Annotated in this window: 18 protein-coding genes; 10 read left to right on the top strand and 8 right to left on the bottom strand. The window is 71.7% G+C overall.

The window, feature by feature from the left end; genetic code table 11:
* Positions 1-653: 653 nt before the first annotated feature.
* Together I847_RS0105675 and I847_RS22110 are read right to left on the bottom strand one after the other, a co-directional pair.
* Positions 654-1,697 (bottom strand): hemolysin family protein, encoded by a 1,044-nt coding sequence (locus I847_RS0105675; RefSeq protein ID WP_028048924.1) that lies wholly within the window; start codon positions 1,695-1,697, stop codon positions 654-656.
* Entirely contained in the window at positions 1,694-3,019 is a 1,326-nt protein-coding gene (locus I847_RS22110; RefSeq protein ID WP_196804488.1) for a hemolysin family protein, read from the bottom strand. Before I847_RS22110 ends, I847_RS0105675 begins: the two co-directional genes overlap by 4 nt.
* Before the next feature lie 247 nt (positions 3,020-3,266).
* Here I847_RS22110 and I847_RS22105 point away from each other — a divergent pair, with 247 nt between their 5' ends.
* The 3 genes from I847_RS22105 to I847_RS0105650 all read left to right on the top strand — a co-directional run bounded on the left by I847_RS22105 (position 3,267) and on the right by I847_RS0105650 (position 9,208).
* A complete protein-coding gene (locus tag I847_RS22105) occupies positions 3,267-4,046 on the top strand; it encodes a response regulator transcription factor (RefSeq protein WP_051274503.1) in 780 nt (259 codons plus the stop codon).
* On the top strand, positions 4,043-5,113 hold the full coding sequence (locus I847_RS0105655) for an ATP-binding protein (RefSeq protein WP_028048923.1): 1,071 nt from the start codon (positions 4,043-4,045) through the stop codon (positions 5,111-5,113). Before I847_RS22105 ends, I847_RS0105655 begins: the two co-directional genes overlap by 4 nt.
* Before the next feature lie 297 nt (positions 5,114-5,410).
* A complete protein-coding gene (locus I847_RS0105650; RefSeq protein WP_028048922.1) occupies positions 5,411-9,208 on the top strand; it encodes a multifunctional oxoglutarate decarboxylase/oxoglutarate dehydrogenase thiamine pyrophosphate-binding subunit/dihydrolipoyllysine-residue succinyltransferase subunit in 3,798 nt (1,265 codons plus the stop codon).
* A gap of 49 nt (positions 9,209-9,257) precedes the next feature.
* Here the strand turns inward: I847_RS0105650 and I847_RS0105645 are convergent, their stop codons facing one another.
* Positions 9,258-10,211, bottom strand: coding sequence for a GlxA family transcriptional regulator (locus I847_RS0105645; RefSeq protein ID WP_028048921.1), 954 nt, complete (start codon positions 10,209-10,211; stop codon positions 9,258-9,260).
* 270 nt (positions 10,212-10,481) lie between these two features.
* Between I847_RS0105645 and I847_RS0105640 the strand changes: the two genes are divergently transcribed.
* Positions 10,482-11,084 carry a GDSL-type esterase/lipase family protein gene (locus I847_RS0105640; protein ID WP_028048920.1) on the top strand — a complete coding sequence of 201 codons (603 nt, stop codon included), beginning with the start codon at positions 10,482-10,484 and terminating at the stop codon, positions 11,082-11,084.
* 36 nt (positions 11,085-11,120) lie between these two features.
* Here I847_RS0105640 and I847_RS0105635 read toward each other — a convergent pair whose 3' ends face one another.
* From I847_RS0105635 to I847_RS0105625, 3 genes are all read right to left on the bottom strand, one after another.
* On the bottom strand, positions 11,121-11,732 hold the full coding sequence (locus I847_RS0105635) for a PadR family transcriptional regulator (RefSeq protein ID WP_231384098.1): 612 nt from the start codon (positions 11,730-11,732) through the stop codon (positions 11,121-11,123).
* Positions 11,732-12,556 (bottom strand): DUF4097 family beta strand repeat-containing protein, encoded by an 825-nt coding sequence (locus I847_RS0105630; RefSeq protein WP_028048918.1) that lies wholly within the window; start codon positions 12,554-12,556, stop codon positions 11,732-11,734. The genes I847_RS0105635 and I847_RS0105630 overlap by 1 nt, the downstream gene beginning before the upstream one ends.
* A 130-nt stretch (positions 12,557-12,686) precedes the next feature.
* On the bottom strand, positions 12,687-13,775 hold the full coding sequence (locus tag I847_RS0105625; RefSeq protein ID WP_028048917.1) for a type IV pilus twitching motility protein PilT: 1,089 nt from the start codon (positions 13,773-13,775) through the stop codon (positions 12,687-12,689).
* Positions 13,776-13,907: 132 nt separating this feature from the next.
* On the opposite strand from I847_RS0105625, the gene I847_RS27665 reads away from it, so the two are divergent.
* Positions 13,908-13,982, top strand: a complete 75-nt coding sequence (locus tag I847_RS27665) for a 50S ribosomal protein bL37 (RefSeq protein WP_155859599.1) — start codon at positions 13,908-13,910, stop codon at positions 13,980-13,982.
* 70 nt (positions 13,983-14,052) lie between these two features.
* Here the strand turns inward: I847_RS27665 and rsrA are convergent, their stop codons facing one another.
* Positions 14,053-14,352 carry a mycothiol system anti-sigma-R factor gene (gene rsrA / locus I847_RS0105620; RefSeq protein WP_028048916.1) on the bottom strand — a complete coding sequence of 100 codons (300 nt, stop codon included), beginning with the start codon at positions 14,350-14,352 and terminating at the stop codon, positions 14,053-14,055.
* Complete coding sequence (locus I847_RS0105615) at positions 14,352-15,113, bottom strand: sigma-70 family RNA polymerase sigma factor (protein WP_028048915.1); 762 nt, start codon at positions 15,111-15,113, stop codon at positions 14,352-14,354. The genes rsrA and I847_RS0105615 overlap by 1 nt, the downstream gene beginning before the upstream one ends.
* A gap of 133 nt (positions 15,114-15,246) precedes the next feature.
* Between I847_RS0105615 and I847_RS0105610 the strand changes: the two genes are divergently transcribed.
* The 5 genes from I847_RS0105610 to hisN are packed head-to-tail and all read left to right on the top strand — an operon-like array spanning position 15,247 to position 19,522.
* Complete coding sequence (locus I847_RS0105610) at positions 15,247-15,792, top strand: ferritin (protein ID WP_028048914.1); 546 nt, start codon at positions 15,247-15,249, stop codon at positions 15,790-15,792.
* A 12-nt stretch (positions 15,793-15,804) separates the two neighbouring features.
* On the top strand, positions 15,805-16,305 hold the full coding sequence (locus I847_RS0105605) for a hypothetical protein (RefSeq protein WP_028048913.1): 501 nt from the start codon (positions 15,805-15,807) through the stop codon (positions 16,303-16,305).
* 9 nt (positions 16,306-16,314) lie between these two features.
* Positions 16,315-17,616 carry a 3-phosphoshikimate 1-carboxyvinyltransferase gene (gene aroA, locus I847_RS0105600; protein ID WP_028048912.1) on the top strand — a complete coding sequence of 434 codons (1,302 nt, stop codon included), beginning with the start codon at positions 16,315-16,317 and terminating at the stop codon, positions 17,614-17,616.
* Positions 17,616-18,683 (top strand): ribosome small subunit-dependent GTPase A, encoded by a 1,068-nt coding sequence (gene rsgA, locus I847_RS0105595; RefSeq protein WP_028048911.1) that lies wholly within the window; start codon positions 17,616-17,618, stop codon positions 18,681-18,683. The genes aroA and rsgA overlap by 1 nt, the downstream gene beginning before the upstream one ends.
* A gap of 35 nt (positions 18,684-18,718) precedes the next feature.
* The gene (hisN, locus tag I847_RS0105590; protein ID WP_028048910.1) at positions 18,719-19,522 is read left to right on the top strand and encodes a histidinol-phosphatase; all 804 of its coding nucleotides are present in this window, start codon (positions 18,719-18,721) and stop codon (positions 19,520-19,522) included.
* Positions 19,523-19,525 lie beyond the last annotated feature (3 nt).

Genomic DNA, 19,525 nt, shown 5'->3' with positions numbered 1-19,525 from the left:
GCGGCACGCCTGGAGGCAGCTGGCGCGGGGCCAGCGACCGCGGCCTCGGACGGCGCCACCGCGGAGGACGGGTCAGCAGCTCGAGCCGCACGACGACCGCTGGGCGGCGACGTCGGCCCGCTGGGCGGCGCCGTCGGGGCGGCCTGCGCGGCCGTCGGTCGCACGGGGCTGACGTCGGCGGGCTCGACGGACGGGCGGGACACATATCGCGAGGCGAGCCGGGCGGTCGGCGCATGTCCTGCACGGGCATCGGCTGCGGGCGCCGGCACCGGCCCGGCGTCGACGCTGCGAGGGGCGCTCGGCGACGGCGCAACAGCCGGCGTCGACCCGCTCCGCACGGACACCGGCGAGTGCGGGTCGGGGCGCGTGGTCGACGCGGCACGCACGTCGGGCGCGGGATCTGCGGTGCGGTTCGCCTCACGGAGGCGGCGGCGGGTCAGCGGGGCGGCTTCAGGCTCGACGCTGTGCGATCCCACGACACCTCCCGTCCACCGTGCGTTGTCGATCCGTGTCGCAAAGATTGGAGCGCGCGACCGCGGTCACGAAACCATAACGGGTGAGAGCGAGGCATCCAAGTCCCTGGACGAATGTCCAGTCCACCTACCGGGACAACAGTGGCCGACACGCGGCACAACTGCCGGGAAAACCCCGGATCAGGACATCTGCTCCCGCTGCATCGCGTCGCGGACCTCGCCGACGAGCTCCTCCAGGATGTCCTCCAGGAAGACGACGCCCACCGTCGACCCCGCCGAGTCGACGCGCGCGAGGTGCGAACCGGAACGCTGCATCGCCGCGAGCGCCTCCTCGACCTCGTCGTCCGGACCGACGACGGCCAGCGGACGGACACGCCACTGTGGTACGGGGACGGCCCGGTCTGCCTCCTCGGCGTACAGCACGTCCTTGAGATGCAGGTAGCCGGTGGGCACGCCCTGGTCGTCCAGGACGGGGAACCGGCTGAACCCCGTCTTGGCGACCAGCCGCTCGATCTCCTCGGGAGTGCTCCCCGCCCCGACGGTGACCAGCTCGTCCGGCGCGATCATCACGTCGGCGGCGGTGCGGTCCGAGAACTCGATCGCGCCGGTGAGCAGGCCCTGCTCGTCGTCGAGCAGACCCTCCGCCTGGGAGCGCTCCACGATCGAGTGCACCTCCTGTGCCGTGAACGCCGACGACACCTCGTCCTTGGGCTCGACGCCCGCCGCACGCAGGGCGTGGTTGGCGAGCCAGTTGAGCAGCGTGATCACGGGCCGGACCACCCGGGCGATCCACACGAGCGGCGGGCCGAACCACAGGACCGCTCGCTCCGGGCCGGCGACCGCGAGGTTCTTGGGCACCATCTCGCCGAATACGACGTGCAGGTAGACGACGATCGCCAGGGCCCCGAAGAAGGCGATCACGTGCACCATCTCGGGGCTCACACCCCACGACTCCAGCGGTGCCGCGATGAGGTGCGCGATCGCGGGCTCGGCCACGACGCCGAGGCTGGTCGAGCAGACCGTGATGCCGAGCTGCGCGCACGCGAGCATGAGCGACACGTGCTCCATCGCCCACAGGACGGTGCCGGCCCGACGGTTGCCCGCGCGGGCGAGCGGCTCGATCGACGAGCGCCGCGCCGAGATGATGGCGAACTCGGCACCGACGAAGAACGCGTTCGCCGCGAGGAGCAGCGCCGCGATCGCGGAGGCCACCCCGACGCTCATCGCTCGACCTCCTGGTCGTCGACGGGGGGCAGCTCGGCGACGCGGACGCGCTCGACCCGTCGGCCCGCCATGGCGTCCACCTGGAGGCGCACGCGACCGACCGTGACGTGGTCGCCCTCGACCGGGATCCGGCCGAGCACGAACATCAGCAGCCCGCCGAGCGTCTCGTAGGGACCGTCGGCGGGGACCTCCAGACCGGTGGTCTCGGTCAGCTCGTCGGGTCGGGTGACGCCCGGCAGCAGCCAGGAACCGTCCGCGGTCCTGGCCGCGGTCTGGCGACGACGGTCGTGCTCGTCCGCCACGTCACCGACCAGCTCCTCGACCACGTCCTCGAGCGTCACGACGCCCGACGTCCCGCCGTACTCGTCGACGACGACGGCCATCTGCAGTCCCTGCTCTCGCAGCCCCACCAGCAGCGGACCGAGGTGCACGGTCTCGGGAACCTGCGGCGCCTCGACCATCAGCGCGCCCGCGGGTACGTCCGCGCGACGCTCGTACGGCACGCCGATCGCGCGGCGCAGGTGCACCAGGCCCACGATGTCGTCGCTGTCGTCCCCGATCACCGGGAACCGCGAGTGCCCGGTCCGCCGGGCCAGGGCGATCACGTCGGCCGCGGAGTCGCCCCTGCTCACCACCACGAGCCGCAGGCGGTCGGTCATGACGTCGACCGCGGTGAGCTGGGTGAAGTCGATCGAGTTGGTGAGCAGCGTCGCGGTCGACGAGTCGAGGGTGCCCACCTCGGCGGAACGCCGGACCAGCGCGGCGAGCTCCTGGGGTGACCGCCCGCCGGACAGCTCCTCGCGCGGCTCGACGCCGACCCGTCGCAGGAGCGCGTTGGCCGTCCCGTTGAAGAACGTGATGAGCGGCCGCAGCGCGCTCGTGAACGCGCGCTGCAACGGCACGACGGAGCGGGCGGTCGCCAGCGGCCGACTGATGGCGAGGTTCTTGGGGATGAGCTCCCCGACGACCATCGAGAAGCCGTTGACCAGCACGATCGCGAGCAGCGCCGCGACGACACCTCCCACCACGGCTCCGAGGGCCGAGTCCTCGAGCGGAATCCGCAGGAGACGCACGACGGCGGGCTGGGTGGTGTACCCGAGCAGGACGGTGGTCAACGTGATGCCGACCTGAGCGCCCGAGAGCTCGGTGGACAGCCGGCGCAACGCCTTGAGCACGGACTGGCTGCGACGGTCGTCGGTCGACGTCTGCTTCTCGACGACGCCCGGGTCGAGCGTCACCAGGGAGAACTCACTGGCGACGAACACGGCCGTTCCGAGCGTCAGCAGAACGCCCAGCGCGACGAGGAGCCATTCGGCGATCACGCGGTCGCCCTCGGTTGAAGCGGAACGCCGACCCGCGGGTCGGCGTCGAGGTGGGGCTGCAGAACGAGCTGGGCAAGGACCTGCGGGTGGCCGGCACACGCTCCGCCGGGTCTGAACCGGTGAAGACGCCGGCAGCTACTTGAGCTGCTCATGGTGGGGCACATCATACGGTGACGGCCACGCGCCGCGCAGGGTCGGGCGGCGGGGTGCGAGCGTCATTTCGGGCGCCGTGTGCCACTCTGGCGGCATGGCGAACGTGAACGGTGGGCCGACGACGGCGCCCGGGGCAGGTGCCTCCACGACGGTGCTCGTGGTGGAGGACGAGCCGGCCATCGCGCAGGCGATCGTGCACCGGCTCTCGGCAGAGGGCTGGTCGGTCGAGTCGGCCGGCGACGGACTGGCCGGGGTCGCCGCGGCGAGCCGCCTCAGGCCCGACGTGGTGGTGCTCGACGTGATGCTGCCCGGCATCGACGGTCTCGAGGTGTGCCGACGGATCCAGGCGGAGCGGCCCGTGCCGGTGCTCATGCTCACGGCCCGCGACGACGAGACCGACATGCTGATCGGCCTGGGTGTCGGCGCGGACGACTACATGACCAAGCCGTTCTCGATGCGAGAGCTCGTCGCGCGCACGAAGGCGCTCCTGCGGCGCACCGAGCGGGCTGCGCGGGCGGTCGAGATGGTCGCCGCGGAGCAGCCCGATCCCCCGCTCGTGTTCGGCGACGTCACCGTCGACCGCGCGCAGCGACGCGTGACACGCGGTGACACCGAGGTGCACCTGACACCGACCGAGTTCGACCTGCTGCTGGCGCTCGCGGCGTTCCCGCGCACGGTCCTCACCCGTGAGCGCCTGCTCGCCGAGGTGTGGGACTGGGTCGACGCCAGCGGGACACGCACGGTCGACTCGCACATCAAGGCGCTGCGCCGCAAGCTCGGTGCGGACCTGATCCGCACCGTGCACGGCGTCGGGTACGCGTTCGAACCGATCGAGGGCACGGCCACCGGCGACGCGGCGACGCAGGGCGCGTGAACGCACCGCGGCACGTGCGCGGCGAGGCGGGCCGCTCGCGGATCCCCGACGTGCGCCCGCTCGACAGCTTCCGCTCGATCAAGATCAAGCTCGGCATCCTCGTCGCCGCCAGCGTGACGCTCGCCGCAGCCATCACCTGGTGGGGCCTGACGCAGAAGCACCTCGGCCCCTCCCGGACGCTGCCGCTCGCGATCCTCGCGTCCCTGATCGTGACCCAGCTGCTCGCCCGCGGCATGACCTCGCCACTGCGCGAGATGACGCACGCGGCGCAGCGGATGGCGTCCGGCGACTACAGCCAGCGGGTGCGGGCGACGAGCATGGACGAGGTCGGTCAGCTGGCCAGCGCCTTCAACACCATGGCCGACGACCTCGAGCAGTCCGACACGTTCCGGCGCGAGCTCATCGCGAACGTCTCCCACGAGCTGCGGACGCCGGTCACCGCCCTGCAGGCGCAGCTCGAGAACATCGTCGACGGCGTCAGCGTGGCCGACCCGACGACCATGCAGGCGGCGCTCGCGCAGACCGAACGCCTCGGCAGGCTCGTCACCTACCTGCTCGACCTGTCGAGGCTCGAGGCCGGGGACGTCACCCTCGAGCTGACCGACCTGCGCCTGCGCGGGTTCCTCGAGGAGGCCGCCGAGGGGGCCATGCTGGTCGGCTCGGCCAAGCGCCTGCGTTTTCCGGTCGTCGTCGTTCCCGAGGACCTCACCGTCCCGGCCGACCCTGACCGTCTGCACCAGGTCGTCGCCAACCTGTTGCACAACGCGGTCCGGCACTCGCCCGACGACGACGAGGTCCGCCTCGAGGCGTCCGTCGTGGGCGGAGAGGTCCGGATCGACGTCGTCGACCACGGACCCGGCATCGCGCGGGACCAGCGGGCCCACGTGTTCGAGCGGTTCGTCCGCGGGAACAGCCCCGCGCTCACCGGTCAGGGCTCCACCGGCGGGACCGGGCTGGGGCTCGCGATCGTGCGCTGGGCCATCGACCTGCACGGCGGTCGTATCGAGGTCGCCGACTCCGACGTCGGGTGCACGATGCGCATCACGCTGCCGGCGACGAAGCCCTGACCCGGCGGCCGTCGATTCGTCCCGTTCACGCCGTATGCACGATCGTGCGATCGCATGACCTCGCAGGGCCGCCGACAACCTCGCCTTGAAGTCCCCCGAACTGCCTCGTTGCCCCGTGTTGACCCGGTGGTGTCGGCAAGGTGAAGACGCGTGCGGATCCCGTCCGGGGACCCCTCCTGAGGCAGGTCAGGAGGCACCTAGGCCGTAGTGTTGTCATCGACAGAACGCGCATGTGAGCCGACATGCGAACCAGCAGAGACGCGGTCGCGGACCGCATCGGAAGTGGGCGATCCCAGCGTGACCCAGAAGGCCGATCCCGACTCGGTGCGCGCCGTCTTCGGAGCGAACGAGTGGCTCGTCGACGAGCTGTACCAGCAGTACCTCAAGGACAAGAACGCGGTGGACCCCGCGTGGTGGGACTTCTTCGAGGGCTACAAGCCCGAAGAGCCCGCCACCAACGGCACCCAGGCCCCAGCACCGGCTGCCACCAACGGCGCAGCTGTCGGTGCCGAGGGTCGCGTCTCCGTGAGGTCCACGCCGCTCGTCGCGCCCGCGCAGATCCCGCCGCCGCGCCAGCAGGGCGCCCATGTCGCGCCGTCCTCCGCGCCTGCCGCTCCGTCGTTCGTCGAGCCGCCCACGACCACCTCGCCGATCGCGACCGCCCAGCCGTCGACGGCGCCCTACGCGCAGGTCGCGCAGCGCCCGCAGCACGACGACGCAGCGCAGAGGGACGCCACGGACGACGTCCAGAAGCTGCGGGGCCCGGCCGCGCGGGTCGTGACGAACATGGAGGCCTCGCTCGACGTCCCGACCGCGACCTCCGTGCGTGCCGTGCCCGCCAAGCTGATGGTCGACAACCGGATCGTCATCAACAACCACCTCGCCCGGGGGCGCGGCGGCAAGATCTCGTTCACGCACCTGATCGGCTTCGCGATGGTCGAGGCGCTGTCCGAGATGCCGGCGATGAACGCCTCCTTCACGGTCGCCGACGACAAGCCGAGCATCCTGACGCCGGCGCACGTGAACGTCGGCATCGCGATCGACCTGGCCAAGCCGGACGGCACACGCCAGCTGCTGGTCCCGTCGATCAAGAAGTGCGAGACCCTCGACTTCGCCGGCTTCTGGGCCGCGTACGAGGACGTCGTGCGCCGGGCGCGCGGCAACAAGCTCTCGGTCGACGACTTCGCGGGCACGACGATCTCGCTGACCAACCCGGGCACGATCGGCACCGTCCACTCGGTCCCCCGCCTCATGCAGGGCCAGGGCACCATCGTCGGCGTCGGCGCCATGGACTACCCGGCCGAGTTCGCGGGCACCTCCGAGGAGGCGCTGAACAAGATGGGCGTCTCGAAGGTGCTGACGCTCACCTCGACGTACGACCACCGGATCATCCAGGGTGCGCAGTCGGGCGACTTCCTGCGCATCATCGCCCGCAAGCTGCTCGGCGAGGACGGCTTCTACGACCGCGTCTTCGCCGCCCTGCGCGTGCCGTACGAGCCGGTGCGTTGGGTCCGCGAGTCCAACGACCCGGACGCCGAGGCGATCAAGCCCGCCCGCATCGCCGAGCTGATCCACGCCTACCGTTCGCGCGGCCACCTGATGGCGGACACCGACCCGCTCGCCTACCGCCAGCGCAAGCATCCCGACCTGGACGTGCAGACCCATGGCCTGACGCTCTGGGACCTGGACCGCACCTTCCCGACCGGTGGGTTCACGGGCAAGCCCCGGGCCAAGCTCCGCGAGGTCCTGGGTCTGCTGCGCGACTCGTACTGCCGGACCGTGGGCAGCGAGTACATGCACCTGCAGGACCCGCGCCAGCGGCGCTGGCTGCAGGAGCGGCTCGAGTCCGGGTACACCCGCACGCCCCGTGAGGACCAGCTGCGGATCCTGCGCCGGCTCAACGCGGCGGAGGCGTTCGAGACGTTCCTGCAGACCAAGTACGTCGGCCAGAAGCGGTTCTCGCTCGAGGGCGGGGAGTCCGTCATCGCGCTGCTCGACGCAATCCTGTCGAAGGCGGCCGACAACGGTCTGGACGAGGTCGGCATCGGGATGGCCCACCGTGGCCGCCTGAACATCCTGGCGAACATCGCCGGCAAGTCCTACGGGCAGATCTTCCGCGAGTTCGAGGGGAACCAGGACCCGAAGTCGGTCCAGGGCTCGGGCGACGTGAAGTACCACCTGGGCACGGAGGGCACGTTCACGGCCCAGTCCGGCGCGACGACGTCGGTCTACCTGGCCGCCAACCCGTCCCACCTGGAGGCCGTCAACCCGGTCCTCGAGGGCATCGTCCGCGCCAAGCAGGACCGCATCGACCTGGGTGGCGACGGCTTCTCCGTGCTGCCGATCCTTATCCACGGCGATGCCGCGTTCGCGGGGCAGGGAGTCGTCTTCGAGACGCTCAACCTCGCGCAGCTGCGCGGGTACCGCACCGGCGGCACCATCCACGTGATCATCAACAACCAGGTCGGCTTCACCACCGGGCCGTCGTCGTCACGCTCCTCGCAGTACGCGACCGACGTGGCCAAGGGCCTGCAGGTGCCGGTCTTCCACGTGAACGGCGACGACCCCGAGGCGTGCGTCCGGGTGGCCGAGCTGGCGTTCGAGTACCGCGAGCAGTTCGACCGCGACGTCATCATCGACATGGTCTGCTACCGCCGCCGCGGTCACAACGAGGGCGACGACCCCTCGATGACCCAGCCGCTCATGTACAACCTGATCGAGGCCAAGCGCTCGGTGCGCAAGCTCTACACCGAGACGCTGGTGGCGCGCGGCGACCTGACCATCACCGACGCCGAGCAGGCGCTGCAGGACTACCAGAACCAGCTCGAGCGCGTGTTCGCCGAGACCCGTGACGACAGCTACGCGCCGCCGGACCAGGCCGTGAAGGGCCTGGAGCGTCCGGAGTCGCAGCTCGAGGACGCCGGGGTGATGGTCGGCTGGAAGACCGCCGTCGACGCCGGGATGCTGGAGCGGATCGGCCGGGCGCACGTGCGTCCGCCGGAGGGCTTCACGGTCCACCCCAAGCTCGCACAGCTGCTGGCCAAGCGGGAGCAGATGAGCCGCGAGGGCGGTATCGACTGGGGCTACGGCGAGCTCCTCGCGTTCGGGTCGTTGCTGGTCGAGGGCACGCCCGTCCGGCTCGCCGGCCAGGACTCGCGTCGCGGTACGTTCGTCCAGCGCCACGCGGTCATGCACGACCGCGAGACGGGCGCCGAGTGGACGCCCCTGCTCTACCTGTCTGCCGACCAGGCGAAGTTCTGGGTCTACGACTCCTCCCTCTCGGAGTACGCGTGCCTCGGCTTCGAGTACGGCTACTCGGTCGAGCGGCCCGACGCGCTCGTCCTCTGGGAGGCCCAGTTCGGCGACTTCGTCAACGGGGCGCAGACGATCATCGACGAGTTCATCTCGTCGGCCGAGCAGAAGTGGGCGCAGAGCTCGTCGGTCGTCCTCCTGCTGCCGCACGGCTACGAGGGTCAGGGACCCGACCACTCGTCCGCGCGCATCGAGCGGTTCCTGCAGCTCGCGGCCGAGGACAACATGGTGATCGCGCAGCCGTCGACGCCGGCGTCGCACTTCCACCTGCTGCGTCGTCAGGCCTACGACCGCCCGCGCAAGCCGCTCATCGTGTTCACGCCGAAGTCGATGCTGCGGCTCAAGGCCGCCTCGTCGCCGATCGAGGACTTCACCACCGGCACGTTCCGGACCGTGATCGGCGACGACCTCGCCGCCGCCAAGGCGGGGCAGGTCGACCGCGTCCTGCTCTGCTCGGGCAAGGTCTACTGGGACCTGCTCGCCGAGCGCGTGAAGTCGGGAGACGAGCACACCGCGATCGTCCGGCTCGAGCAGCTGTACCCGCTCGACGTCGACGCGGCCCGCGCCGCGGTCGCGCCGTTCGAGGGAGCCGAGCTGGTCTGGGTGCAGGACGAGCCGGGCAACCAGGGCCCCTGGACGTTCCTGTCCATGCACCTGCCCCAGCTGCTCGGCCGCACGCTGCGCGTGATCTCCCGGAAGGAGTCGGCCTCGCCGGCGGCCGGCTCGGCCAAGAAGCACCAGGCGCAGCAGGCCACCCTGGTGGAGACCGCCTTCCGGCGCTGACGCTCGACGACGACGGCCGCGCCCTTCGGGGGTGCGGCCGTCGTCGCGCTCAGCCGACCGGGCTGAGTGCGAAGGTGCGCCGGTAGGCCTGCGGGCTGGTGCCCAGGGTGCGGGCGAAGTGGTGACGCAGGACGGCCGCCGTGCCGAAGCCGCACAGCCGCGCGATCTCCTCGATGCTCGCGTCCGAGCGCTCGAGCATCTCCTGGGCACGCACCACGCGTTGCCGGGTGACCCACGCGGCCGGCGTCGTGCCGGTCTCCGCGCGGAACCGGCGGGCGAACGTGCGCTCCGAGACGAACGCCCTGGCAGCCAGGTCCGGAACGCTCAGCTCGGTCTCGAGGTTCTCCACCATCCACGCGAGCAGCGGCGCCAGCGTGTCCGCGTCGCACGGCAGCGGGGTGTCGACGAACTGCGCCTGCCCGCCGTCGCGGTGCGGCGGCACGACCATCCGACGGGCCACCGCGGCGGCCATCGAGGCGCCGAGCTCACGACGGATCAGATGCAGGCAGGCGTCGATGCCCGCGGCCGTCCCGGCGCTCGTGATGACGCGGTCGTCGTCCACGTACAGCACCGCGGGGTCGATCTGCGCGGCGGGGAACCGCCGACGCAGCTCGTCGCTGTGCATCCAGTGGGTCGTGCACCGGCGACCGTCGAGGAGCCCGGCCTCCCCCAGGGCGAACGCGCCGCTGCAGATGCTCAGCACCCACGCCCCGCGCGCGTGGGCCGCGCGCACGGCATCGAGCACGGCGGCAGGGACCGCGCCCGAGCCGTAGGCGGGCACGATGACCAGGTCGACGTCCGCGGTCGACTCCAGCCCGTGCTCGACCGTGATCGAGTAGAGACCGCCCTTGGTGGTGACCAGGCCCGGCTGCTCGGCGCAGACGACGAAGTCGAACGACGGGCCGCCCGTGTCGGCGCGATCGATGCCGAACACCTCGCAGGCGACCCCGAGCTCGAAGGGAGCGACGTTGGGCAGAACGATGGCGGCGACGGAGCGGAGCATGACTCCAGCATGCGGAGGCTCGTGGCAGAAAGTCAACGATCGCCAGGACTTCTGCCATCCGCGGCGCATGACACCGGCACCGGTCCCGGACGCCCGGCACTCGCGCGACGGCGCTGACCGCGCGGGGCGTCGTCGCGAGCCGCCGGCGCGTCGCGCTCACCCGCGACAGGCCCGGCGATGAACCCGGGTCCGCGTGCACGCCCTGAGACACTGGGAGCGCGGTCGCCGGTGGCGGTCGCGTGACCGGTCCGGCGACGAGAGGTGACACCTGTGGGCGAGCTGCCGCTGAGGTTGGCGGTGGTCGGCGACGAGCTCGTGGCCGGCGCGGGCGACCCGAAGGGACTGGGCTGGTTGGGTCGCGTGGCCGCCCGCACCCCGACCCCGACTCCCCTGATCGCCATGGCGCTCGCGGTGCCCGGCGAGACGAGCACGGGCCTGGGCGCCCGCTGGGACGACGAGGTCACGCGGCGCTTCTCCGCCGACGCCGACAACCGGCTGGTCGTCGCACTGGGTCGGGCAGACGTCGCTGCGGGCCTGTCGCTCGCCCGCAGCCGCCTGAACCTGGCGAACATCCTCGACGTGGCCGAGCAGCGCCGGATCCCGGCGTTCGTCGTCGGCCCGCCGCCGGGAAGCACGGCCGAGTCCGAGAAGCTCGGTGACCTGTCAGCGGCCTTCGCGGACGTCGCCACCCGGCGTCGCGTGCCGTTCGTCGACACGTTCACCCCGCTCGCCTCGCACGACCAGTGGCTCGGCGACCTTGCGGCGGGCGACGGGACGCTGCCCGGTCAGGCGGGCTACGGGCTCATGGCCTGGCTGGTGCTGCACACCGGCTGGCACTCCTGGCTGGGCCTGCCGGACGACGGCGGCGCCTGACCACCACCGCCCCCACCGGGTCGTCGCAGACCCGGGTCACCGCAGAGTTCCACGGACGGCGGTCAGCGCGGTGTCGAGCACGGTCCGCAAGGTGTCGACGGTGAGCTGCTCGACCTTGCCCTGCGCGTCCGCCTTGCGCAGCTCGGCGCGGATCTCGTCGCAGAACCGCTGCAGCATGACCTCGGCATCGGCCCAGCGCACGTGGGACGCGGTGCGGGCGTCGCCCGAGGTGGAGGCCGTGCGGGGCACCGCCTCGGCGCGGGCACGCTGAGCCGCCGCGGCCAGGTCCGCACGGAGCCCACGCATGGACCCTCGGACGTCGTCGCGCACCTGCGCGGCCCGTTCGCGGACCGACTCGGCGATCCCCTCCTCGAGCGAAGCCAGGTCTCCACGGCGCGCCTCGAGCTCGGCGCGGCCGGCGTCGGTGAGGGCGTACGTGCTCTTGCGCTCCTCGTCGACACGCACGACCAGACCCTCCTCCTCGAGCCGGGCCAGGCGCGGGTAGACCGTTCCGGGGCTCGGCCGGTAGGTGCCGCCGAAGCGGTCCGACAGGTCGGTGATCAGCTCGTAGCCGTGCTTCGGCCCGGACTCCAGGAGGGACAGCAGGTAGAGCCGCAGCTGTCCGTGCGCGAAGACCGGCGCCATCATCAGGCCACCCCGCCGGCGACGCCGGAGCCGCGCAGGACGGTGACGTGACCGGACACCGTGCTGGCCGAGACGAAGCAGGCGCCGTCACCGTTGCACAGGTCGATCTTGCGCTGGCCGGGCGCGGAACCCTTGTACTCCTCGCCGTCCACGACGAGCCTCCCGGAGACCGACTGCGCCTTCACGTGGACACCCTTGCCCTGCGGGAGTCGCACGGTGACGTCGCCGGACACGCTCGAGGCGGTGACGCTGGAGGTGCCGGTGCGGACGTCGAGCGTCACCGAGCCGGACACGGTCTTCGCCTGCACCAGGCTCAGCTCGCCGGAGGCGGCGAGCTCCCCGGAGACCGAGTTGAGCCGCAGGTCGCCCTGGTGGTCGCGCACGACGATCTCGCCCGAGACCGTCTTCGCCGACAGACGGCCGCGAGTGCTGTCCGTGATCAGCGTGCCGGACACCGTGGAGACCGAGGCGTCCTCCACGACACCGGCGAGCAGTCCGTCCGCACTCACGGTGCCGACATTCGACCCGACGTCGCGCGGGACGGCGATGTGCACGTCCGCGCGGTCCTTGCCGCCGAAGTTGCGGAACCTCTCCAGGAAGCCCTCCCAGCCGCCGAGCGTGAACTGGTAGCCGACGCGCAGCTCGCCGCCGGAGAGCGTGATCTCCAGGGGCCTCCCGTCGACGGCGTGCACCTCGATCCGCGCTCCCGGCCCGTCGTCGTGCGCGACGACGTCGACCCGTCCCCCCGCCAGCTGGACCTGCACGGCGCTGATCGCCTCGATCTCGATGATCTGCGGGCCGGCGACGACCCACGACTCGGTTGCCATGACGTTCTCCATTCGCGATATATCTCGTTTCTGAGAACACGTTATATCGCGTGTCGCGAATGACAACCGGCACGGAGAGACGAACGAGCCCGAACCCCCGTACGGGTCCGGGCTCGTGCGTGTCAGAGGATCAGCTGACCAGACCGGCCTGGCGCAGCTCGACGGTGAGGTCGTGCGGGCTGGTCGACGCGGTCAGCGCCTCGTCGAACGTGATCGCGTCGTCGCGGACCAGCTGGAACAGGTGCTGGTCGAAGGTCTGCATCTTGTAGAAGTCGCCGTCGCGGATCAGGTCGATGAGCGGCGGCGCATCTGCCGGCTCGAGGATGGCGTCGCGGGTGCGACCGGTGTTGACCATGACCTCGATCGCCGGGCGACGACCCGTGCCGTCGGCCAGCCGGACGAGGCGCTGCGAGACGATCCCCCGCAAGGACTGCGCGAGCGCGATGCGCACCTGCTTCTGCTCGTGCGGCGGGAAGAAGTCGATGATGCGGTTGATCGTCTCGGCCGCGTCGATCGTGTGCAGCGTGGACAGCACGAGGTGACCGGTCTCGGCGGCGGACAGGGCCGCCCGGACGGTCTCCACGTCGCGCATCTCACCGACGAGGATGACGTCGGGGTCCTGCCGCATGGCGGCACGCAGCGCCACGGTGAAGTCGGCCGTGTCCTGACGAACCTCACGCTGCGAGACGATCGCCTTCTTGTCCTGGTGCAGGATCTCGATCGGGTCCTCGATCGTGACGATGTTGACCTCTTTGTACGTGTTGATGAGGTCGACCATCGACGCCAGCGTCGTCGTCTTGCCCGATCCGGTCGGGCCGGTCACCAGCACGAGACCGCGAGGCTCGAGGGCCAGCTGGCCGACCACCTCGGGCAGCGCCAGGTCACCCAGCGACTGCGCGCCGACAGCGACCCGCCGGAACACCATGCCGTACGTGCCACGGGCCTGGTACGCGTTCACCCGGAACCGGCCGACGCCGGGGATCGAGTACGCGAAGTCCGCCTCGTGGTTCTCGCGGAAGTGGTCCACGAGGTCGTCCGGGATGACCTCCTCGAGCATGCGCTCGGTGTCCGCCGGCTTGAGGTCCGGCACCTGGAGCTTGCGCAGGCGGCCGTCGACCCGGACTCGAGGCGCGGACCCGACCTTGCAGTGCAGGTCGGAGCCACCGTTGCTCGAGAGGGCGTGCAGGAACGGGATCACTGACTGTGTCGGCTGGCTCACCCCGTAGTCATCGGACGTACGACGACGTGACTTGAGCACCCGCAGGATGTGGGACCATGGAACGAGTCCGGCGCGCACGCACCTCACGACATCGCGTCGGCCCCCCAGGTCTGTCGAAGATTGGAAGATCCCATGAGCAAGCGAGGCCGCAAGCGCCGTTCCCGCAAGGGCAGCGCCGCGAACCACGGCAACCGTCCGAACGCCTGACGGAACGGACAAGGCCCGGTGCATCTGCACCGGGCCTTCTTCATGCCCTGACGCGCAGCGTCCTGCGGGGTCAGTCGAGAGACGTGGTGACCCGCATGACCGTGAGCTGCTCGTGGATCCGCATGCGCAGCGCGTCCGGTGCGACCTCCTGGCAGCCCCGGCGCACGAGGTTCTTCACGACGACCTCGACGTCGTACTCCTCGAGGCAGCCCTGGCACTCCGACAGGTGCGCTCGGACGACGTCCGAGTCGGGAGCCTCCAGCTCCGCGTCGAGGTACTCCCACAGCCGGTCGAGCGCGTCGGCGCAGTTGTTGCCGCAGCTCCCTGCGTGCATCGCCGGCAACGTCGCCGACTCGTCAAACTCGCTCATCACGAACCCTCCGGCGTGGTGGGCGCCGCGGCGACAAGACCACGGCCACGCGCATAGTCCGACAACATCTCGCGGAGCTGGGCTCGCCCGCGGTGCAGCCGGGACATCACCGTCCCGATCGGCGTTCCCATGATCTCCGCGATCTCCTTGTACGCAAAGCCCTCGACGTCGGCCAGGTACACCGCGATGCGGAACTCCTCCGGGATGCGCTGCAGAGCGTCCTTCACGTCGGAGTCCGGCAGGTGGTCGAGCGCCTCCGCCTCGGCGGACCGGAGCCCGGCCGACGTGTGCGACTCCGCACGGGCCAGCTGCCAGTCCTCGATCTCCTCGGAACGGGACTGCTGCGGCTCGCGCTGCTTCTTGCGGTAGGAGTTGATGTAGGTGTTCGTCAGGATCCGGTACAGCCACGCCTTGAGGTTCGTGCCCGGGCGGTACTGGTGGAACGCCGCGAAAGCCTTGGCGAACGTCTCCTGGACCAGGTCCTCGGCGTCCGCCGGGTTGCGCGTCATGCGCAGGGCAGCACCGTAGAGCTGGTCCAGGTAGACCAGCGCCTCAGCCTCGAACCGCTCGGTGCGGGCCGCGTCGTCCTCGGCCTCGGGGGCGCGGTTGGTGTCCTCGCTCATCGCGGTCGAGCCTAGTCCGGCAGCGGCCGGGCCACCGACCGGCGTGGGCCACGCCACAGTGACGGGGTCCGGGACACCGAGGGCCCATCCGGTCGTGAGGGGTGTGCTGGATCGCGTCTCGAGGGCGGCGCAGGTCATGGGAGGCACAACGGCCCAGGCCCGCGAGCCATTCCCCGCTGCCCCCGCCGGCGGGCCGCGGGCACGACCGGGACGCTGGACAGCGTCCGGTTCGGCGTCGCCGAACGGCCTGACCGGCACTAGCGTGGCGGACATGACGACCATCTCGGACGACTCCACCTACCTGCGACTGCTGCGAGAGCAGATCGGCCACGAGTTCGACGCCCACCAGCAGTACGTCGCGATCGCCGTCTGGTTCGACGGCCAGGACCTCCCGCAGCTGGCCTCGCACTACTACCGGCAGGCCCTCGAAGAGCGCAACCACGCGTTGATGATCGTGCGCTACCTCCTCGACCGGGACCTCGCCGTCGAGATCCCGGCCGGCAGCCCCGTGCGCAACGACTTCCACAAGGTCACCGAGCCGATCGCGCTCGCGCTCGCGCAGGAGCAGCAGGTGACCTCGCAGATCGAGGCGATCTTCCGGGCGGCCCGCGCCGAGAACGACGCGCTGGGCGAGCAGTTCCTGCTCTGGTTCCTCAAGGAGCAGGTCGAGGAGGTCTCCTCCGCGACCACGCTGCTGACCGTCGCCACCCGTGCCGGCGACAACCTGTTCGACCTCGAGAACTACGTCGCCCGCGAGCAGATCGGTGACGGTGGCGTCTCCACCGACGCACCGGCCGCCGCCGGCGGCGCGCTGTAGAGGAGGCCTCCCGTGCTGCTGCGCCGTGTCGTCCGACCGCTGTTCGCGTCGTGGTTCGTCTCCGAAGGTCTCGACGTGGTCCGTCACCCGTCGTCCCACGCTGCCGAGGCGCGTGGCGCGCTGACCACCCTGCTCGACCGTCTGCCCGCGCCGGTCCGGCAGGGGCCCGCGGGTGAGGTGCTCGGCTACGAGCTGTCCGACCGGCAGCTGACGACCGTCGTCCAGGTGCACGGCGTCGCCCTCGCGGGTGCGGGCATCCTGCTCTCGATGAACAAGGCGCCCCGAACGGCGGCATTGGCGCTCGCCGCCCTCACGGCTCCCCTGGTCCTGGTCAACCTCCCCCGCAGACGAGGCACCGAGAGCAAGGCGGAGCGGCAGGCACGACGCGAGCGGTTCGTCCGCGCGCTGGCCTTCACGGCCGGTGCGATCCTCGCGGCGGCGGACTACGAAGGGCGGCCGGGGGTCGCCTGGCGGGTCCACCGGGCGCGCCTCGTGCGTTCGAAGGCCGACTAACCTGGGCGCATGACGTCTGCACCCTCCGTCGACCTCTGGTCGGCGCCGGTCACCACCGGCCCCCTCGCCGCACGCGTCGAGGTGCCCGGGTCGAAGTCGCTGACCAACCGGTACCTCGTGCTCGCCGCGCTCGCGGACGCCCCCGGACGCCTGCGCGGCGCGCTGCGGTCGCGGGACACGCACCTGATGGCTGCTGCGCTCGGCGCACTGGGCGCCGAGATCGACGAGGACGGCAACGACTGGACGGTCACACCCGGTGCGCTGCGCGGCGGCGCGACGATCCAGTGCGGGCTCGCCGGGACCGTCATGCGCTTCCTGCCCGCGGTGGCGGCGCTCGCCGACGGGCCGGTGCGGTTCGACGGGGACACGGCGGCGCTGGCCCGTCCGATGGGTCCGGTCGTGACGGCGCTGCGGACGTTGGGCGTGCGTGTCGAGGAGCACGGCGAGCCGGGGCACCTTCCGTTCACGGTCCACGGGCGCGGCAGCCTGGCCGGTGGCCAGGTCGACATCGACGCGTCCGAGTCCAGCCAGTTCGTCTCCGGCCTGCTGCTCGCCGCGGCGCGCTTCGAGCGCGGCCTGACGCTGCGGCACACCGGCCGCACCCTGCCGAGCCTGCCGCACATCGAGATGACCGTCGCCCTGCTCCGTGAGGCCGGCGTCGAGGTCGACGACTCCCGGCCGGCCATCTGGCAGGTCGCCCCCGGACCGATCGCCGGCCGAGACGTGCGTGTCGAGCCGGACCTGTCGAACGCCGCGCCGTTCCTGTGCGCGGCACTCGTCTCCGGCGGGTCGGTGAGCGTTCCTGGTTGGCCCACGCGGACGACGCAGCCCGGCGGCCTGCTGCCCGGGATCCTCGAGCGCATGGGGGCGCGCACCGCCCTGGACGGTGACGTGCTCACCGTGACCGGGACCGGCGCGATCCACGGCGTGGACCTCGACCTGCACGCCGCTGGCGAGATCGCCCCGACGATCGCGGCGCTGGCCGCGCTGGCCGACTCCCCCACCCGCCTGCGTGGCATCGCGCACCTGCGCGGTCACGAGACCGACCGGCTCGCCGCTCTCGCCGCCGAGATCACCCGCGTCGGTGGGCAGGCGGAGCAGACGTCGGACGGCCTGGTCATCACACCCCGACCGCTGTCGGGCGCGGTCTGGCGGACCTACGAGGACCACCGGATGGCCACGGCCGGCGCCCTCGTCGGGCTGCGGGTCCCGGGCATCGAGGTCGAGGACGTCGCGACGACCGCCAAGACGCTGCCCGACTTCGTCGGCCTCTGGTCGGACATGCTGCTGGGGACGCGGACGCCCGTCTGATGGCTCAACGGCGCTACGACGAGCGAGACGTCCGCATCCGTCCCGGTCGAGGTTCGCGCCCCCGTACCAAGCAGCGCCCCGAGCACGCCGACGCCGAGGTGGCCCTGGTCACCGCCGTCGACCGTGGGCGGTACGCGATCCTCGTCGACCCCGACGGGCCCGACGAACGCGTCGCTATCGCGATGAAGGCCCGGGAGCTCGGCCGTGACCGTGTGGTGCCCGGGGACCGCGTCGACATCGTCGGCGACACGTCCGGCGCCGACGGCTCCCTGTCCCGGATCGTGCGCATCCAGGAGCGCAAGACGGTGCTGCGCCGCACGGCCGACGACACCGACCCGGTGGAACGGATCATCGTCGCCAATGCCGACCAGCTCGTGATCGTGACCGCGCTGGCCGACCCCGAGCCGCGCACCCGGATGATCGACCGCTGCGTCGCCGCCGCGTACGACGCCCGCATGGACGCCCTGCTCGCGCTGACCAAGGCGGACCTGGCCGACCCCGCGACGCTGGTGGACATGTACGCGCCGATCGGGGTGCAGGTCGTGGTCAGCAGCCGCGGGGACGGGCGCGTCATCGACGGCCTCGAGGCTGTGCGCGACGCCCTGGACGGCCGGACGTCGGTGCTCGTCGGGCACTCGGGCGTCGGGAAGTCGACGCTCGTGAACGCGCTCGTGCCGGGCACCGGTCGCGCCGTCGGCGTCGTGAACGACGTGACCGGTCGCGGTCGGCACACCTCCAGCTCCGCGGTCGCGCTGCGGGTGCCCGGGACCCGCGAGCCGACCTGGGTGATCGACACCCCAGGGGTGCGGTCGTTCGGCCTCGCGCACGTGGACCCCCAGCACCTGCTCGGGGCGTTCGCGGACCTGGCGACCGTCGCCGACGAGTGCCCGCGCGGCTGCACGCACGGCGACGACGCCCCGGACTGCGCGCTCGACGCGTGGGTGCAGGAGGCACCCGACGACTCGTCGAGAGCGGCGCGCGGGGCACGCGTCGAGTCGTTCCGGCGGCTGCTCGCCAGTCGGTTGGGCACCGGGGAACCCGAGCAGCGGGAGACCGCGCGCCCCTGACGTGCGGCGTTGGTCCAGCCGATACCGTGTCGGCCATGAGTATTCGCCCCGGGTACGACGACGACCTGCGCCTCGCCCACGTCATCGCCGACCAGGTGGACTCGATCACGATGGCCCGGTTCAAGGCCCTCGACCTGCGCGTCGAGACGAAGCCCGACCTGACGCCCGTGTCCGACGCCGACAAGACGGCCGAGGAGGCCATCCGGGGCCAGCTGTCCCGTGCGCGTCCGCGGGACGCGGTGCACGGCGAGGAGATGGGCGACACGGGCCATGGGCCGCGCCGGTGGGTGGTCGACCCGATCGACGGCACCAAGAACTTCGTCCGCGGGGTGCCCGTCTGGGCCACCCTCATCGGGCTCCTCGACGGCGACCAGGTGGTGCTCGGCCTGGTCAGCGCCCCGGCACTGGGCAGACGCTGGTGGGCCGCTCAGGGATCGGGCGCGTGGACGGGCAAGTCGCTCGCCGCCGCCAGCCGCCTGCAGGTGTCCGCCGTGGATCGGCTGTCCGACGCCTCGCTGTCCTACTCCAGCCTGTCGGGGTGGGAGGAGCGCGGGCTGCTCGACCCGTTCCTCGACCTCACGCGTCGCACCTGGCGCACCCGCGCGTACGGCGACTTCTGGTCGCACGTGCTGGTCGCGGAGGGTGCGGTGGACCTCTCCGCCGAGCCGGAGCTCGCCCTGCACGACATGGCCGCGCTGGTGCCGATCGTCACGGAGGCCGGTGGCACGTTCACCTCGATCCGCGGTGTGCCCGGACCGTTCGGCGGGTCGGCGCTGGTGTCCAACGGCCGGCTCCACCAGGCTGCGCTCGACGTGCTGGACCCGCTGCCGCAGGCTTGAGCA

This window comes from Cellulomonas sp. URHD0024, from assembly GCF_000426185.1.
GTDB lineage: Bacteria > Actinomycetota > Actinomycetes > Actinomycetales > Cellulomonadaceae > Cellulomonas.
The sequence above is the reverse complement of the archived record's forward strand: the minus strand, read 5'-3'. Positions and strand labels throughout refer to the sequence as shown.

Excerpts from the sequence above, each read along its gene's own strand:
- I847_RS0105675 (WP_028048924.1), bottom strand. The coding sequence starts at position 1,697 with ATGAGCGTCGGGGTGGCCTCCGCGATCGCGGCGCTGCTCCTCGCGGCG.
- I847_RS0105630 (WP_028048918.1), bottom strand. The coding sequence starts at position 12,556 with ATGGCAACCGAGTCGTGGGTCGTCGCCGGCCCGCAGATCATCGAGATC.
- hisN (WP_028048910.1), top strand. The coding sequence starts at position 18,719 with ATGAGTATTCGCCCCGGGTACGACGACGACCTGCGCCTCGCCCACGTC.
- I847_RS0105645 (WP_028048921.1), bottom strand. The coding sequence starts at position 10,211 with ATGCTCCGCTCCGTCGCCGCCATCGTTCTGCCCAACGTCGCTCCCTTC.
- I847_RS0105615 (WP_028048915.1), bottom strand. The coding sequence starts at position 15,113 with ATGACCTGCGCCGCCCTCGAGACGCGATCCAGCACACCCCTCACGACC.
- I847_RS22105 (WP_051274503.1), top strand. The coding sequence starts at position 3,267 with ATGGCGAACGTGAACGGTGGGCCGACGACGGCGCCCGGGGCAGGTGCC.
- I847_RS0105610 (WP_028048914.1), top strand. The coding sequence starts at position 15,247 with ATGACGACCATCTCGGACGACTCCACCTACCTGCGACTGCTGCGAGAG.
- rsgA (WP_028048911.1), top strand. The coding sequence starts at position 17,616 with ATGGCTCAACGGCGCTACGACGAGCGAGACGTCCGCATCCGTCCCGGT.
- I847_RS0105635 (WP_231384098.1), bottom strand. The coding sequence starts at position 11,732 with ATGATGGCGCCGGTCTTCGCGCACGGACAGCTGCGGCTCTACCTGCTG.
- aroA (WP_028048912.1), top strand. The coding sequence starts at position 16,315 with ATGACGTCTGCACCCTCCGTCGACCTCTGGTCGGCGCCGGTCACCACC.
- rsrA (WP_028048916.1), bottom strand. The coding sequence starts at position 14,352 with ATGAGCGAGTTTGACGAGTCGGCGACGTTGCCGGCGATGCACGCAGGG.